This is a genomic window from Bradyrhizobium sp. 87 (genome assembly GCF_023073015.1).
Lineage (GTDB): Bacteria > Pseudomonadota > Alphaproteobacteria > Rhizobiales > Xanthobacteraceae > Bradyrhizobium > Bradyrhizobium canariense_D.
In genome coordinates this window covers 634272-650269 of record NZ_JADPIQ010000128.1, presented here as the reverse complement: position 1 = coordinate 650269, position 15998 = coordinate 634272, and the positions used below count along the sequence as shown (strand labels likewise).

Sequence of the window (15998 nt, the reverse complement as noted above, 5' to 3'; positions counted from 1 at the left end):
GGCACGTTGCTATTCGCCTCGTAGCGATCGGTTCAGGGTCTCCGAAGGCAACTCTCCGAAAGCCTCTCTGTAGCTCGCTGCGAATTCGCTGAGATGCCAGAAACCATGCGCAAGCGCGCAGGACTTCACACTCCGGCCTGCTCGGCCGGTGCGCAGTTGCTTGCGTACCGACCAGAGGCGCAAGACCCGGCTATAGCGATGTGGGCTCATGCCGCAGATGGCCCGTGTCGCACTCTGGAGAGTCCGGACCGACACGCCCGCCTGTTCCGCCAGTTCGGTGGTCTTGTGCCAGATCATCAGATCGCGCCGAATCAGTTTTTCCATATCAGCCACGATCCGCCGATAATGCTCGGTGGTGGACGACGCAGGTGCGCTTGCGACACTGGACCAGATCGCCGCATCCATCGTGCTGAGCAGTGACCGTTCGACAATCGTTTGCGAAGCCGGCTCATTCAGGAAGTCCGGGTCATTTGCCGCGGTTTCAAGCGAGATCGAGATCAGACGGCGCAGCGAGGCAAGCACGTCCGGCGCCGGATTCAGCAAATGGCATCCATCGCTCAATTCAGGCAATGGCTCCCGCCCGGATGGACTGAAGTAGACCACCGCCAGCAGACGCCCCTCCGGCTCATGCACCAAGCAATCTGAACCGCCTTTTAGAATGACAACAGAACCGCCGGTCGATTGCCCGTTTATGCGGGCAGAGGTCACGTGATCCATCGGTACCACCACTGCGGCAGCATTGGTGAGCTGATAGCCGCGAATGATCCGGGGGAAGGTTTTCAACAGCGACAGGGTCAGGGTCGGCAAGGTGAGCCGGGCACGCATGATCGCGGTCGTCCCGACAGACAACGGCATGCTCGATGCGCCGGCGTATTTCTCGGTCTCACCGAAATGATCGATGTCATACGATTTGAGCTCGAGCGCCGAGGACGGCTTGAGATCCTGGAACGACATCAAGCGATCCGCCGCTATCTTTTGCATTGCCTCGCGAGCAGGGACTAGACGGCTTTGATCCATGTTCTGCTGCTTACCTGACGTTCTTCGTAGAGACGGCGACTTTAGCGCGGCGCAAACCACCCGGCGCTCTGGCCCCGGCGCGCCGCAGGTCGCGGGGCATTGAGAATGGCACGAACGATCAGAAGGTCGAGTGGATCTAAGTCGTAGTGCCGGAACATCTCGCTAATCAAAACAGCATATAGGCCAGCGTGTGTCGCGCGACCGTTCCGATAACGTCTGTGCGTTGCCGCATGAATCGGAAACCAACTTTCGCATTGTAAACGAAGGCTCTGCGAACGGACCGTCCGCCCTACCCAAATTGAGCATGCGACCAGTGGACACCCTCAACCGGGCCAAGCAGCTCGCGGATGAGGTTACATGTGAGGCAGCGAGCATTCCGGCCAGGCGGCCATTCCTTCGTGGAAGCGGCCCGGAGAGCTCGCTGGCCGAATGAATGAGGGTGAGGCGTCCAACCTAACTCGATCGGCCGCAGCGCGATTAGGTATTATATTACCTAGCTTGGCGACGACGCCTGAATTGGGCTTCGCATCCTCTGCTGACGGTGCGTCGCTCCGGCGCTGTTAAGCGATTGATCCTTTGGAGGTCGAAACCGCTTCCGGGCCATGCTAAGGCCTGCGGCAATTCGTTCCCTGCTTGCCCTGCCCGGTTCCACCGGGACGATGGACCCCGAGATGACCGCGACTGCCACCTCAAATGCTGCCGGCTCCGCCTGGGCGGACACGCTGCTGCTGTCGTTCGCGCAGGCCGGCTATGTCAGGGCCGAGCCCGCCATCCTGCAGCCGGCCGAACCGTTCCTGGATCTCTCCGGCGAGGACATCCGCAAGAGCCTGTACCTGACCACGGACCTATCCGGCGATGAGCTCTGCCTGCGCCCGGACCTGACCATACCGGTGGCCCGCGATTACCTCAGCTCTGGCCGTGCCGGCCAGCCGGCCGGGTTCAGTTATCTCGGCCCGGTGTTCCGCTACCGCAGCGGCCAGAGCAGCGAATTCCTGCAGGCCGGCATCGAGTCGTTCGGCCGCCAGGACCGCGCCGCGGCCGATGCCGAAATGCTGGCGCTGGCGCTGGAGGCGACCGCCGCCTTCGGCGTTCGCGACGTCGAGATCCGCACCGGCGACGTGGCGCTGTTCAACGCGCTGCTCGACGCGCTCGACCTCTATCCGGTCTGGCGCCGCCGCCTGGTCAAGGATTTCAACCGCAAGATCAGCCTGGAGCAAGATCTCGAGCGGCTGGCAGCCGCGACCACCGCGACCCGCAGCGAATATGAGGGCGTGCTCGCGGCGCTCGCCGGCTCCGACCGCAAGGCAGCGCTCGCTTTCGTAACCGACCTCATGTCGATCGCCGGCACCACCAATGTCGGCGGCCGCACCACCGCCGAGATTGCCGACCGCTTCCTCGAGCAGTCGACGCTGAAGGGCGGCGCGCTGCCGCGCGAGGCCATCGCCGTGCTCAAACGTTTCCTGTCGATATCGGGTAACCCCGATGACGCCGTGGCCGAGCTGCGCGCGCTCACCAATGATGCGAAGCTCGACCTCAGTGCTGCGATCGACCAGTTCGAAAGCCGGGTCGGCTTCATGGCCGCGCGCGGCATCGATGTGAAGGCGACGCGCTTTTCCACCGCGTTCGGGCGCGGGCTCGACTACTACACCGGCTTCGAATTCGAGCTGCATCACCGCGGCAACGGCGCCGAGCCGCTGGTTGCCGGCGGCCGCTATGACGGATTGATGACCCAGCTTGGATCGGCCGAGCCGATCCCCGCGGTCGGTTTCTCGGTCTGGGTGGATGCGCTGACCCGGATCGGCCGCAAGGTGGGAGCTTAAGTCATGAGCGCGCCATTCGTTCTGGCCGTTCCCTCCAAGGGCCGCCTTCAGGAAAATACCGAGGCCTTCTTCGCCCGCGCCGGGCTGAAGCTGTCGAAGGCAGGCGGCGCCCGCGACTATCGCGGCACGCTCGCTGGCCTCGACAATGTCGAGGTCGCCTATCTCTCGGCGAGCGAAATCGCCTCGCAACTGTCCCGCGGCTCGGCGCATCTCGGCGTCACTGGCGAGGATCTGGTGCGGGAGACCATCGCGGACGCCGACAAGCGCGTCTCCCTGATCGAAGGCCTCGGCTTCGGCTATGCCGACGTCGTCGTCGCGGTGCCGCAGGCGTGGATCGACGTCCGCACCATGGCCGACCTCGACGACGTCACCACCGGCTTCCGCGAGCAGCATCACATGCGGATGCGGGTCGCAACCAAGTTCATCAATCTCACCCGCGCCTTCTTCCAGAGCCAAGGCATCACCGATTACCGCATCGTCGAAAGCACGGGCGCGACCGAAGGCGCACCGGCCGCCGGCAGCGCCGAGTTGATCGTCGATATCACCACGACCGGCGCGACGCTCGCCGCCAACGGATTGCGGGTGCTCGACGACGGCGTGATCCTGCGCAGCCAGGCCAATCTGGTCGCCTCAAGGGACGCCGATTGGTCGCCGCAAGCGCGGGAGACCGCGCGAATCATCCTCGATCACATCGCGGCGCGGGCGCGGGCCAACAAATACCGCGAAGTCCGCACCCGCTTCCGCCAGTGCGACGCGGCCATGCTCACCGAGGCCCATGAGCGCTTCGGCGTCGAAGCCCCGTTCGGCGGACCGACCTCGTCAGGCATGCTCACGCTGCACTGCCCGCCGGGCCAGCTCTATGCACTCGCGAGCTTCCTGCGCGGGCATGGCGCCGAGACCGTCTCGGTGGTTTCGCTGGATTACGTGTTCGACCGGGAGAACCCGCTGTTCGCCAGGCTCGAGGCGTTCCTGCGGCAGTGAGCCCAAAGTTTGTTGAGCAATTCCGTTCAGCGTAGCGACAGCAAACGGCAGCTACCATATGCTGTTGAGATGACCTTGAACGCCTCTGGAACCTTGATCGATGACGCTGGGCTCTGACGTTTCCGGCATGACGACCAACGCGGCAAGCGCCGCCGCGAAGGGGCTGTCGATTGTCGTCCCGCTCTACAACGAAGCCGCGGGCCTCGCCGCCCTACACCAGCGCATCTGCGATCTCGCAAAGACCTTGCGGCAGCGCTATCGCTTGGCTTGCGAGGTCGTCTATGTCGACGACGGTAGCGCGGACGCGACGCTGTCGATCGCCCGCTCGCTGCCGGCCGACGCGGTCGACGTCCAGGTGGTGTCGCTGTCGCGCAATTTCGGCAAGGAGGCCGCGCTGATGGCTGGCCTCGACCATGCCCGGCTCGGCGCGGTGCTGTTCATGGACGGCGACGGCCAGCATCCGCCGTCGCTGGTCGAGCGACTGGTGCGGCACTGGATCGAGGACGGCTACGACGTCGTCTATACCGCCAAGGCGCATCGCGACAACGAGCCCTTCCTGCGGCGGCTCGCCGGGCGCGGCTTCTATGCGCTGATCAATTGGGGCGCGCGCCAGAAGATTCCCGAAGACGCCGGCGACTTCCGCCTGCTGTCGCCGCGCGCGGTCGCAGCACTGAGGCAGCTGCCCGAGCGCAACCGCTTCTTCAAGGGCCTCGCGAGCTGGATCGGCTTCCGCCAGATCCGCGTCGATTACGAGCCCGCGCCGCGCACCCATGGCGTGACGACCTTCAGCGCCGCACGCCTGCTTGGTCTTTCGATCGAAGGCGTCACCTCGTTCTCGGTGGCGCCGCTGCGCTTCGCCAGCCTGCTCGGCGTGATCCTCGCCGGCGGAGCGTTCCTGTTCGGTCTGTCGATCCTCTGGGAGGTCTTGACCACCGGCAAGCAGGTGCCCGGCTATCCCTCACTCGTGATCGGCCTGATGACGATCGGCGGCGTGCAGCTCATCATGATCGGCATCGTCGGCGAATATATCGGCAAGATCCTCTCCGAGCTGAAGGCGCGCCCGATCTACTTCGTCGCCGAGCACAGTGAAAAGCATTTCGAAACCGAGAAGGCCCAGGACGCTTCAAGCCTGGACGCCTCGAAGAGGACGGCGGCCGAATGAGCGCGGCCGCGCCGCTGCGGCGGATCTGGCTCTGCGCCGACGATTACGGCATCAGCCCGGGCGTCAATCGCGCCATCCGCGACCTGATCGAACGCGGCCGTCTCAACGCTACCTCGGTGATGATGGTGGGACCTGCGGTCGAGCGCAGCGAGATCGAAGCGCTCCAGGCGGCAGCGCAAGCGAGCCCACGCTGCGCGATCGGATTGCACGTGACGTTGTCGGCACCGTTCCGGCCGCTCACCATGCATTTCCGTCCGCTCGACGGCGACATGTTTCTCCCGTTTCCGAAGCTGCTGCGCGCGGGTCTTGCGCGAAGGCTCGACCGCGAGTTCTTTCGCAACGAGGTCAAGGCGCAGCTGGCAGCCTTCGCGAAAGCGTTCGGACGCGCGCCTGACTTCGTCGACGGCCATCAGCATGTGCAGCTCTACCCGCAGGTGCGCGACGGCTTTGTCGATGCGGTGAGCGAAGTCGCGCCAAAAGCCTGGGTGCGCCAGGGCGGCCGCGACCTGCCGCTGATGCAGCGGCTGGCCTCACCGAAAGCCATGGTGCTCGACATTCTCAGCGCGCAATTCCGCCGCCGTGCCGTCAGCGCGGGCCTCAGCTTCAATCCCGGCTTCGCCGGCGCCTATGATTTCACGCGGGCGGCCGATTTCGGCGAGCTGATGCGGCAATTTCTCGAAGGCCTGCCGGATGGCGGCCTCGTGATGTGTCATCCCGGCTTCGTCGACGAAATTCTCACCGGGCTCGACCCGATGACGGATGTCCGCGAACGCGAGCACTCCTATCTCGCCGGCGATGCCTTTGCGCGCCTGCTGACGGACAGCGGCGTCACGCTGGGGTAAAACCGGCGAAGTTTGCGAGAAAGCCGCCCCGCGGGGCAGCTTGTCGCATACCGAAATTTAATCCAGCCGGCACTGTTGGGGCCACAATGGAACCCTACATCTGCCTCGCGCTTGTTTTGCGCGAGGGAGACTGACCATGACGCCGCAGGAACGCCAGCTCGTCGACGAGCTTTTCGACCGGCTTTCGAAACTGGAAAATGCACCGCGCGATCCCGACGCGATCGCCGCGATCTCCGACGGCCTGCGCAAGGCGCCCGGCGCCATCTATGCGCTGGTGCAGACCGTGCTGTTGCAGGACGAGGCGCTGAAGCGTGCTCACAACCGCATCCAAGAGCTGGAGGCGGCGCAGGCGCCCGAGCAGGCGCAGTCCGGCGGTTTCCTGGACACCATGCGCGACACGCTATTCGGCGGGGGCCCGTCGCGCGGCTCGGTTCCGAACGTGCCGCCGCGTGACTCGCGGCCGGTATGGAACAGCGGCCAGGCGATGCAGCAGCCCCAGCCGGGCTATGGCCAACCACCGTACGGGCAGGCCTACGGCCAAGGACCGGGTCAGGGCTATGGTGCGCCGCCGATCGGCGGTGGCGGTGGCTCGTTCCTCGGCACGGCGGCGGCCGCCGCGGCCGGCGTCGTCGGCGGCTCGCTGCTGCTCTCCAGCATCCGCGGCATGATGGGCGGATCGCATCAGCAGGCCTTCGGCGACACCAATGCCCTGGGCGATCGCAGCCCCTGGACCGGCAGCGATCAGTCCGGCGGCTCGCTCGCGCGCGATGCCGGCCTCGACGACATCGGCTCGAACCGCGGCGATGCTTCCCGGCAGGGCTTCGCCGACCACGCTTCGAACGACGACCAGAATTACAACGATCAGAACGACAATGACGGCGGCAATGTCGACCTCGCCGACGACGGCGATTTCGGCGGCGGAGATGATGGCGGCAGCGATTACGCCTGACGCTTCTTATCCTTGCTCCAAACGAGAACGGCCGCCGATGAGGCGGCCGTTTTTGGTTCCGAGCGCTATGCGCCTACATCACCACGACCTTGGTGCCGACGTTGACGCGGCCGTAGAGATCGATGACGTCCTCGTTGCGCATGCGAATGCAGCCCGAGGAGACGTTGGTACCGATGGTCCAAGGCTCGTTGGAGCCGTGGATACGGTAGAGCGTCGAGCCGAGATACATCGCGCGCGCACCGAGCGGATTTTCGGGGCCGCCTTCCATATGCCTCGGCAGGTCAGGACGGCGCGCGATCATTTCCGCCGGCGGCGTCCAGGCCGGCCATTCGCGCTTGGCCGTGATCGACTTCACGCCGGACCAGGTGAAGCCGGGGCGGCCGACGCCGATGCCGTAGCGCATCGCGCGGCCGTTGCCCTCGACGAGGTAGAGGAATTTGTTCGGCGTATCGACCACGATCGTGCCGGCGCTTTCGTTGCCGCTATAGTCAACGAGTTGTTTCTCGAATTTCGGATCGAACTGACGCTGCCGCGGGTCGACCGCCTCCTGCTGGAGACCTGCGTCCTGCATCTGCGGTTCGCCCATCGGCGGCAGGCGGCGCTGGTCATAATAACCCGGCTGCTGCTGATACACCGGCTGCTGCGGAGCGTAGGCCGGACCGCGACCGGGCCCGTCACCGAAGATGAACTCGATGAAGCCGCCGCCCATGTTCGAATTGGACGCGACGCGAACCGGCGCAGGCGGCACCTGCGGCTGGTACAGCACCGCGGGCGGATCGTTCGGCACGCTATTGTCGAAGGCGCTGGCGCTGTTGACGCCGGCAAGGAAGGTGCAAGCGCTGCCAAGCAGCGCAACAGACATTTTCTTGAACATCGACGTACTCTGTACTGTTTCGTCTAGATCACATGCGTCGTGGCGAGGTGATGGCTGATCCGCACCCGCGACGTGGTCAATAAAGAGCAAAAGCCGTTTTGTTTGGTAAACGGAAACGCCATTTCGATTCACCACGTCGTCGGCAGCGGCGCAATTTGGCGATCAGCGTTTATTTTCGATGAACGCCGCGCACGCATGGTTAATCGCTCGTTTGCAAGCCGTCGCGCACAGCCGTACGACAGTTCCGGCTGTGAACTTCGTGTTAAATCGCTTCTGCCTACAAAGACGCGTGAGTGAGGTGGGGGGAGTTCTTGATGGCTATTCACCGCAAACGTTTTCGTGTCGAGGAGGCTATTGTCGGCGAGATGCCCAGCCCCGAAATGATTGAGGAGGCTGCGCCGATGCATAGCGAGATCATGGCCGAGTTGCGTGCGATCCGCACGCAGATGGCGAAGGGCACCGCGCCGTTGTCCGGCAGCGCCGCCATGGCGGCGATCGACGCCTCCACCGCCCACGAGCTCTCGGAAGCCCGTACCATGCTCGATACTTACCGAGCGCAGATCGAGCAGTGCGAGAAGCTGAAGGTCGAGCTCGACCTCATCCACGACGCCATCGACCGCACCAAGCGCGAGATCGCGACACTGCATGGCAAGAGCTTCGACGGCGGCGAAATGGCCAAGGTCAATGGCGAGCTCGGCGCGGTCGTCGGCGGTACCGAACAGGCGACCCAGCAGATCCTCGAAGCCGCCGAGTCGATCGACCAGGCGGCCAGCGCGATGGCCAAGGTGCAATCGGCCGATCAGCAGAAGCGGCTCGCCGACGATATCCAGGAACGCGTCATCTCGATCTTCGAAGCCTGCAACTTCCAGGACCTGACTGGTCAGCGCATCAGCAAGGTCATGAGCACGATGAAGTTCATCGAGCAGCACATCAATTCCATGATGGAAATCTGGGGCGGCGTCGACGCGATCAAGTCCCACGTCGTGCCGCAGGTCGACACCCGCAGCGATGACGACAAGCTTCTCAACGGCCCGAAGCTCGCAGGCGACGTCGGCCACGCCTCGCAGGACGACATCGACGCGCTGTTCGACTGAACGGACGCGACGCTCTGAATAACGAAACGCCGGCGCAAGCCGGCGTTTTTTTGTTGTCTATCGTCCCCCGCTGTCATCGTCCGCGCAGGCGGACGATCCAGTATTCCAGAGACGGCAATGATTGAGCCGAGAAGCCGCGGCGTACTGGATGTCCGCCTGCCGCCTACGCTAAAGCTTCGGCGCCCCTGGACCTCAACCCCGGCGAAGCCTTGGCGTAGCCGGGTCGCGGGGCATGACGAAGGATAGAGACTACGCCCTCGGCGCGCAGCGGACGTAGACCATGTTGCCGTAGCGGGTGGCGGCGTCCTTGTCGATGAAGCGGGTGATGAGGACGCGGCCGTCGAAGGAGACGATCTCGCGGTCCTGGTCGCCGGGCGTCGGACCTGCCGGCCCGATATAGTTCTTGCCGCTCGGCGAGCCCTTCAGGCGCAGCTCCTGCGGTGTTGCCTGGTCGGCCAGATGCATGATCACGCCGCCGGAGGAGCCGGCCGTGATCACGTAAGGATTTTTGCATTGGGCCCGGGCGGCAGCCTCGGTGCGGGCGCGGTCGGCCGGGTTCTGGAACGAGGCCAGGCCCCAGCGCCCGACGATCTCGTCGGCGCGGATCGACGCGGGCATTTCCGGACCGGTGCCGGGCTCGGCCTCGGGGGGCGGTGAGGACGAAGAAAAGGACGGCAGGCTCATGCCGCCGCCGCAGGCACCAAGCAGCAGCGCCAGGCAAGAAGCCGCCGCCAGATTGGCGACCGTGCGCGCGTGAGCTGAACTGATCATGGCATTCCCCCGGACAAAACCATGGCCGCACCCCTTACGCAGCCAAGCGCAAAACCGCTGCCGGAGCAATGACGTCCTTTAATACGCCGGCACCCCGAACAAGTTTCCAATGTCACCATCCTATATCCGTCTCACCAATCGCTTAACCACCTTTGCTTGACAGGATCGCGGCCAAGCCATATTCCCGGGCGCACCATTAGCACTCTGAAAGATGGATTGCTAACGCGCGCCGATCGATCCTCGGGAAGGGTGGACGGAAGCGCCGCCCGCCCACTTCCTCTCCTTCCGAAGCGAGCCTCCAAAGGGAAACGTCATGACTAAATCCAAATTTCGTCCGCTGCATGACCGTGTCGTGGTCAAACGTATCGACGCCGAGTCAAAGACCAAGGGCGGCATCATCATTCCGGACACGGCCAAGGAAAAGCCGTCCCAGGGCGAAGTCGTCGCCGTCGGCCCCGGTGGTCGCGACGAGGCCGGCAAGCTGATCCCGATCGACCTCAAGGTCGGCGACCGTGTGCTGTTTGGCAAGTGGTCGGGCACCGAGGTCAAGATCGACAACGATGAGCTCCTGATCATGAAGGAGTCGGACATTATGGGCGTGATGGCCTAAGGCCAGACGCCTGAACGGCCGCTGAATGCACGCCCGGGTCACTCGATCCGGGCATGCATCATTCCGCCGGGTTCGATCGCGGACCCCGGAATGAGGCGACCCAATTAGCAAGACACATCACGAAGAAGAGGAATTGCAGACCATGGCTGCCAAAGACGTCAAGTTTTCCGGAGACGCGCGCGAACGCATGCTGCGCGGCGTCGATATTCTCGCCAACGCCGTCAAGGTGACGCTCGGCCCGAAAGGCCGCAACGTGCTCATCGAGAAGTCGTTCGGCGCGCCCCGCATCACCAAGGACGGCGTCACCGTCGCCAAGGAGATCGAGCTCGAGGACAAGTTCGAGAACATGGGCGCCCAGATGGTGCGTGAGGTCGCCTCCAAGACCAACGACCTCGCCGGCGACGGCACCACCACCGCGACCGTGCTGGCCCAGTCCATCGTCCGCGAAGGCGCCAAGTCGGTTGCCGCCGGCATGAACCCGATGGACCTCAAGCGCGGCATCGACATCGCGGTCGCGGCCGTCGTCAAGGACATCGAGAAGCGCGCCAAGCCGGTCGCCGCCTCCTCCGAGGTCGCCCAGGTCGGCACCATTTCGGCCAACGGCGATGCCGCCATCGGCAAGATGATCGCGCAGGCGATGCAGAAGGTCGGCAACGAGGGCGTCATCACCGTCGAGGAGAACAAGTCACTCGACACCGAGGTGGACATCGTCGAGGGCATGAAGTTCGACCGCGGCTATCTCAGCCCCTACTTCGTCACCAACCCCGAGAAGATGACGGCCGAGCTCGAGGACGCTTACATCCTCCTGCACGAGAAGAAGCTGTCCGGCCTGCAGGCCATGCTGCCCGTGCTGGAAGCCGTGGTGCAGTCGGGCAAGCCGCTCGTCATCATCGCCGAGGACGTCGAGGGCGAGGCGCTGGCCACCCTGGTCGTCAACCGCCTCCGTGGCGGCCTGAAGGTCGCCGCCGTCAAGGCGCCGGGCTTCGGCGACCGCCGCAAGGCCATGCTCGAGGACCTCGCGATCCTCACCGGCGGCCAGCTGATCTCCGAAGACCTCGGCATGAAGCTCGAGAGCGTGACGGTGAAGATGCTTGGGCGCGCGGGCAAGGTTGTGATCGACAAGGAGAACACCACGATCGTCAAGGGCGCCGGCAGGAAGCCGGAGATCGAGGCCCGCGTCGGCCAGATCAAGGCCCAGATCGAGGAAACCACCTCGGATTACGACCGTGAGAAGCTCCAGGAGCGCCTCGCCAAGCTCGCAGGCGGCGTCGCGGTGATCCGCGTCGGCGGTGCCACCGAGATCGAGGTCAAGGAGAAGAAGGACCGCGTCGAGGATGCGCTCAACGCCACTCGCGCCGCGGTGCAGGAAGGCATCGTCCCCGGCGGCGGCGTCGCGCTGCTCCGCGCCAAGAAGGCGGTCGGCCGTCTGACCAACGCCAATGCCGACGTCCAGGCCGGCATCAACATCGTGCTGAAGGCACTGGAAGCCCCGATCCGCCAAATCTCCGAGAACGCGGGCGTGGAAGGCTCGATCGTCGTCGGCAAGATCCTGGAGAACAAGTCCGAGACCTTCGGCTTCGACGCCCAGACCGAGGAGTATGTCGACATGGTCGAGAAGGGCATCATCGACCCCGCCAAGGTGGTGCGTACCGCGCTCCAGGACGCCGCATCGATCGCCGGTCTGCTGGTGACCACCGAGGCCATGGTCGCGGAGTCGCCGAAGAAGGAAGCCGCCTCCGGCATGCCGGCCGGTGGCGGTATGGGCGGCTTCTAAGGCCGAACCTCGCCTGACAGTGCTGCGAAGGCCGCCTCCGGGCGGCCTTCTTTTTGCCGATCATGGCCCGTGCTTTCCAATTCAACCGGCGGCCAAAACCCACTACGGTGACGGCCGATTCGAATTGTTTGGGCCTGATCTCGTCGGAAAACCGCTTCACACTTTCCGGATCATGCCCACTTTGCCCGGGGATTTCGTCGATGCGCGCGCTTGTGTTTTGCTCCACGGCCGTTCTGGCGGCTCTGCTTGCAGGTTCGCCAGAGGTCGCATCCGCCCAGATGAAGCTGGCGCCGAAGGCCACGGCGCCCGGCGGCGTCGAGACGCGCTATTTCACCTCGATCGACGGGCTGATGGACGGCAATGCCGACGTGATCTTGAAAGAGACACGCCAGGGCAAGACCGTCACCGCAGCCGTGCTCGACGTCTGCTATCCCGTCGCGAAGAATTCCGACCGCAAGGACCGCTTCGTCGTCAATCTCCAGGTCGCGGGCCAGAACCTGACGGGTACGACGCAGAGCCTCGGCGCGAAGGCGCCGGTCACAGTCAAGCTGCTGCGCAAACAGGCCGGAGACACGTTCGAATTCCGCGGCCAGATCAGCATTGGCCAGACCGTGACCGAGGTCACCTCGCCCGACAATTCCGATCTCAGCGAGAAGGAATTCCTCGACAACCAGACCTCCGACGACGGCATCACGCCGCAGCCGAAGGACTTCACCGACGTCTCGCCGGAAGCGATCGCGGTCAAGGTCAAGCTGGATGCCGCGACCGAGTTCCTGAAGAGCCTGAAGGGCCAGGACGTCGAGGTGACGCTGGCGAGTCTCACCGTCGGCTGCGACGCGCTGCGCGCGGGCGAGCAGACCATCAACATGTCGGTCGATCCGGAGCGCGCCGGCGCGCTGCTGGCGAAATTCAAGGCGACGCCCGGCGTCACCGCCGCGGGCTGGACCGCGGGCATGACCGAGATGGACCGCACCATCCGCATTGCCGCCGCCGATTGGCGCGAGGGCGACAAGATCAACCGCGACAAGCTCGCGGCCGCGGTGGCTGGCGTGCTGAGCAGGACGCTCGCGGCAAAGCCGGTCTCGCAAAGCTTCAACCCGGCGACCGGCAAGCTCAAGCTGGTGTTCAAGCGACCGAACCAGGATTTTCCCGCGCTCGAGCTCACCGACACGATCGAGGTCGCGGGCCTCGTCTCGCCCGACAAGCCCGGCACGACCGACAAGCTCATGCTCTGGATCGGGAGTCCCGCGACCACGACCACTGACGAGAGCAGCGGCGCCAAGCTCAATCTCTCGGACGAAGCGACCGCGGACGAGGAAGGCGATCAGCCCGACGACAACGGTTCGGTCGAGGCGCTCACCAAGGAGCTGAAAGGCCAGCGCTGGGACGCCGACAAGTCGGTGTGGAAGTGATGTAGCCCGCATATCAACTCTCGGTCGTCGCCCGGCTTGACCGGGCGATCCAGTACTCCGAGAAGGTTTTGATGAATCGAGAAGCCGCGGCGTACTGGATTCCCCGCCTGCCGCCTGTGCTAAAGCTTCGGCGCCCCTGGACCTCAACCCCGGCGAAGCCTTGGCGTAGCCGGGTCGCGGGGAATGACAGCAGGGGCTAATTGCCGTTGACGCGAAAGCGCAGCGGCTTGGGGCCGACGAGCGTGAGCACGTCACCCTGGCGCTTCCAGGTCTCGACACTGCCCAGGGCTGCAACGAGATCGTCGTCGGCCTGGGCCCTTGCCGGCGGGCAGGAGCGGTCCTGGATCTGGCCGGGGACGAAGATCACGGTGTTGCCGGCAACCGAGAACTGGCCCTTGCCGCCCTTGCACCAGAGCTCCAGCACGACTTCGCCATTGTCGCCGATCTCGATGTTCGGAATCCGCTTCGAGCCCGGCTGCGGCAGCGCCTCCAGCGTCATCTCGGTGCCGAACGGAAAACCGTCCTCCGCACGCGCGAGCGTGGACATCGCGAGCGTTGCAACCGCCGCACACACCATCTGCCTGAACGAAACCATGAGACCTCTCGACCGACGTGATTTGCGGCACCTTCTATAAGACGGCGGCGCCGTTGAGAAGGTTCGCCCATGGGCCACGCAAAAATCCCCGCGAGGAGCAACCTCGCGGGGATTTGGCTTGAAGCCGGGCGTGGCCTGCTACTTCAGGACCATCGCCGTGAACGGCCAGACATAGGCCTGCAGCGTCACGAACACGCCGACCAACGAGGCCAGCACGATCGAGTGCCAGAACACGAAGCGCAGGATCGTGCCCTCGTGCCCGTACCAATTCGTCGCGGTGGACGCGACCACGATCGACTGGGCGTCGATCATCTTGCCCATCACGCCGCCGGACGAGTTCGCCGCAGCCATCAGGATCGGCGACAGACCAAGCTGCTCGGAGGTGATCTTCTGAAGATTTCCGAACAGAACGTTGGAAGCGGTATCCGATCCCGTTAGCGCCACGCCCAACCAGCCGAGCAGCGTGCCGAAGAAGGGATAGAGCACGCCGGTTGCAGCAAAGGCGAGACCGAGCGTCGCGTCCACGCCGGAGAGCCGCGTCAGCGTGCCAATCGCGAGCATCGCCGAGATCGTGATCAGCGAGATCGCGCAAAGCCGGATGGTGCGCCCGTATTCCGTCAAGAGCCGGCCAGGACCGACGCCCATCAGGAAGCCTGAGATGATCGCCGCAATCAGCATGCCGGTGCCGGTGAACGAGAGATAGGTGAAGCCGAACACCGCGCTCTCTTTCGTCGGCCCCGGCGCGACCGGCGGCATCTTGTTGATCATCTGATGCAGCTCGGGAACGGGATAGTTCCAGGTGAAGATCGAGTTCGCCCAGGTCTTGAATCCACCATTGCCCCAGATCAGCATCACGATGCAGACGATGATCCACGGCAGCAGCGCGCTGAACAGCTCGCTCTGCGTCAGCGGCGTCTTGTCCATCGGTTTTGCCGCGGCCATGGTGGCGGCCGATTCATCGCGGCCGCGCAGCGCCGGCGACAGCCAGAGCTGCCTGGGCTGCCAGACCTTCAGGAACAGGATCAGCGCCCCCATCGAGATCAGCGACGCCCCGATGTCGACGATCCAGGGATTGACGTAGTTCGAGATCACGAATTGCGGGACCGCGAACGACACGCCGGTGACCAGGATCGCCGGCCAGACGTCCTTCATGCCCTTCCAGCCCGCGAACGCCCACACCACCCAGAACGGCACGATCAGCGAGAAGAACGGCAATTGCCGGCCGACCATCGCGCCGAGGATGTAGGGATCAAGCCCGGTCACCGAGGCAAGGCCTTGGATCGGCGTGCCCAGCGCCCCATAAGCGACCGGCGCGGTGTTGGCGATCAGCGACAGGCCGCTTGCTGCAAGCGGCGAGAAGCCGAGGCCGATCAGGACGGCGCCCGTGATCGCGACCGGCGTGCCGAAGCCCGAGGCGCCTTCGAAGAAGGCGCCGAACGAGAACGCGATCAGCAGCAATTGCAGCCGCCGGTCCTCGGTGACGCCGCCGACCGCGCGCTTGAGCAATTCGAAGCGCCCGGTGCTCACCGTCACCTGGTAGAGGAAGATGACGTTGAGAACGATCCAGCCGATCGGGAAGAACCCGGTGACGATGCCCAGCACCGAGGCGCGGATCGACATGTTCGCCGGCATGGTGAAGACGAAGATCGTGATCAAATTGGCCACGATCACAGCGATGACCGCTGCGATATGAGCCTGGACCCGTCCGCTCGCGATCAGGACCAGCAATGTGACGACAGGGACTGCCGCCGCGATCGTCGACAGCACGGGGCTGTGCAACGGGTCATAAACTTGATTCCACATGATCTTCCTCCCCCACGCATGTGTGCTGCAGGCGGCCCGCGTGGACAGCCGATCCTGCTTGACGCTGAAGCGATAACCCCCGAGCTGGACGCGAATTCCTCGCGAATGCAGCGGTTCCCGTCCGCTCACAAGCTCGCGAAATCCCGAAGGCCCCCACCCCGCGCCGTCGAGCCCCATGCTAGGGTTGCAAGCTGCGACAAGCCAACGCAAATTGCAGGACTTGCGACTTTAGTCTAAGCGCGCCGATTTCCGCCGTCGTCCCAAGTCTTTGGCCCCGGGCAGTTGTGCACATCC

At 64.5% G+C, this 15998-nt stretch carries 14 protein-coding genes; 9 read left to right on the top strand and 5 right to left on the bottom strand.

The window, feature by feature from the left end:
• Positions 1 to 9: 9 nt before the first annotated feature.
• Positions 10 to 954: a helix-turn-helix domain-containing protein gene (locus IVB50_RS34510; protein ID WP_240543985.1), complete on the bottom strand. Its 945-nt coding sequence runs from the start codon at positions 952 to 954 to the stop codon at positions 10 to 12.
• 734 nt (positions 955 to 1688) lie between these two features.
• On the opposite strand from IVB50_RS34510, the gene IVB50_RS34505 reads away from it, so the two are divergent.
• The 5 genes from IVB50_RS34505 to IVB50_RS34485 all read left to right on the top strand — a co-directional run bounded on the left by IVB50_RS34505 (position 1689) and on the right by IVB50_RS34485 (position 6771).
• Positions 1689 to 2837, top strand: coding sequence for an ATP phosphoribosyltransferase regulatory subunit (locus IVB50_RS34505; RefSeq protein WP_026232531.1), 1149 nt, complete (start codon positions 1689 to 1691; stop codon positions 2835 to 2837).
• A 3-nt stretch (positions 2838 to 2840) separates the two neighbouring features.
• Positions 2841 to 3818 (top strand): ATP phosphoribosyltransferase, encoded by a 978-nt coding sequence (gene hisG / locus IVB50_RS34500; RefSeq protein WP_018453440.1) that lies wholly within the window; start codon positions 2841 to 2843, stop codon positions 3816 to 3818.
• A gap of 100 nt (positions 3819 to 3918) precedes the next feature.
• A complete protein-coding gene (locus IVB50_RS34495; protein ID WP_018453439.1) occupies positions 3919 to 4980 on the top strand; it encodes a glycosyltransferase family 2 protein in 1062 nt (353 codons plus the stop codon).
• Entirely contained in the window at positions 4977 to 5822 is an 846-nt protein-coding gene (locus IVB50_RS34490; RefSeq protein ID WP_018453438.1) for a ChbG/HpnK family deacetylase, read from the top strand. The genes IVB50_RS34495 and IVB50_RS34490 overlap by 4 nt, the downstream gene beginning before the upstream one ends.
• Positions 5823 to 5958: 136 nt before the next feature.
• Complete coding sequence (locus IVB50_RS34485) at positions 5959 to 6771, top strand: DUF2076 domain-containing protein (protein ID WP_018453437.1); 813 nt, start codon at positions 5959 to 5961, stop codon at positions 6769 to 6771.
• 73 nt (positions 6772 to 6844) lie between these two features.
• Here the strand turns inward: IVB50_RS34485 and IVB50_RS34480 are convergent, their stop codons facing one another.
• Positions 6845 to 7645, bottom strand: coding sequence for a L,D-transpeptidase (locus tag IVB50_RS34480; protein WP_018453436.1), 801 nt, complete (start codon positions 7643 to 7645; stop codon positions 6845 to 6847).
• A gap of 314 nt (positions 7646 to 7959) precedes the next feature.
• Here IVB50_RS34480 and IVB50_RS34475 point away from each other — a divergent pair, with 314 nt between their 5' ends.
• A complete protein-coding gene (locus IVB50_RS34475; RefSeq protein WP_018453435.1) occupies positions 7960 to 8739 on the top strand; it encodes a protein phosphatase CheZ in 780 nt (259 codons plus the stop codon).
• Between the two features lie 249 nt (positions 8740 to 8988).
• Here IVB50_RS34475 and IVB50_RS34470 read toward each other — a convergent pair whose 3' ends face one another.
• Positions 8989 to 9510 carry a hypothetical protein gene (locus tag IVB50_RS34470; protein ID WP_018453434.1) on the bottom strand — a complete coding sequence of 174 codons (522 nt, stop codon included), beginning with the start codon at positions 9508 to 9510 and terminating at the stop codon, positions 8989 to 8991.
• Between the two features lie 313 nt (positions 9511 to 9823).
• On the opposite strand from IVB50_RS34470, the gene IVB50_RS34465 reads away from it, so the two are divergent.
• From IVB50_RS34465 to IVB50_RS34455, 3 genes are all read left to right on the top strand, one after another.
• Positions 9824 to 10120, top strand: coding sequence for a co-chaperone GroES (locus IVB50_RS34465; RefSeq protein WP_007596954.1), 297 nt, complete (start codon positions 9824 to 9826; stop codon positions 10118 to 10120).
• A gap of 142 nt (positions 10121 to 10262) precedes the next feature.
• Positions 10263 to 11894, top strand: coding sequence for a chaperonin GroEL (gene groL, locus IVB50_RS34460; protein WP_018453433.1), 1632 nt, complete (start codon positions 10263 to 10265; stop codon positions 11892 to 11894).
• Positions 11895 to 12094: 200 nt separating this feature from the next.
• Positions 12095 to 13306: a hypothetical protein gene (locus tag IVB50_RS34455; protein WP_247299347.1), complete on the top strand. Its 1212-nt coding sequence runs from the start codon at positions 12095 to 12097 to the stop codon at positions 13304 to 13306.
• Positions 13307 to 13502: 196 nt separating this feature from the next.
• Here the strand turns inward: IVB50_RS34455 and IVB50_RS34450 are convergent, their stop codons facing one another.
• Both IVB50_RS34450 and IVB50_RS34445 read right to left on the bottom strand, forming a co-directional pair.
• Positions 13503 to 13901: an META domain-containing protein gene (locus IVB50_RS34450; protein ID WP_018453431.1), complete on the bottom strand. Its 399-nt coding sequence runs from the start codon at positions 13899 to 13901 to the stop codon at positions 13503 to 13505.
• A 138-nt stretch (positions 13902 to 14039) separates the two neighbouring features.
• Positions 14040 to 15704 carry an L-lactate permease gene (locus tag IVB50_RS34445; protein WP_026232530.1) on the bottom strand — a complete coding sequence of 555 codons (1665 nt, stop codon included), beginning with the start codon at positions 15702 to 15704 and terminating at the stop codon, positions 14040 to 14042.
• Positions 15705 to 15998: the final 294 nt, after the last annotated feature.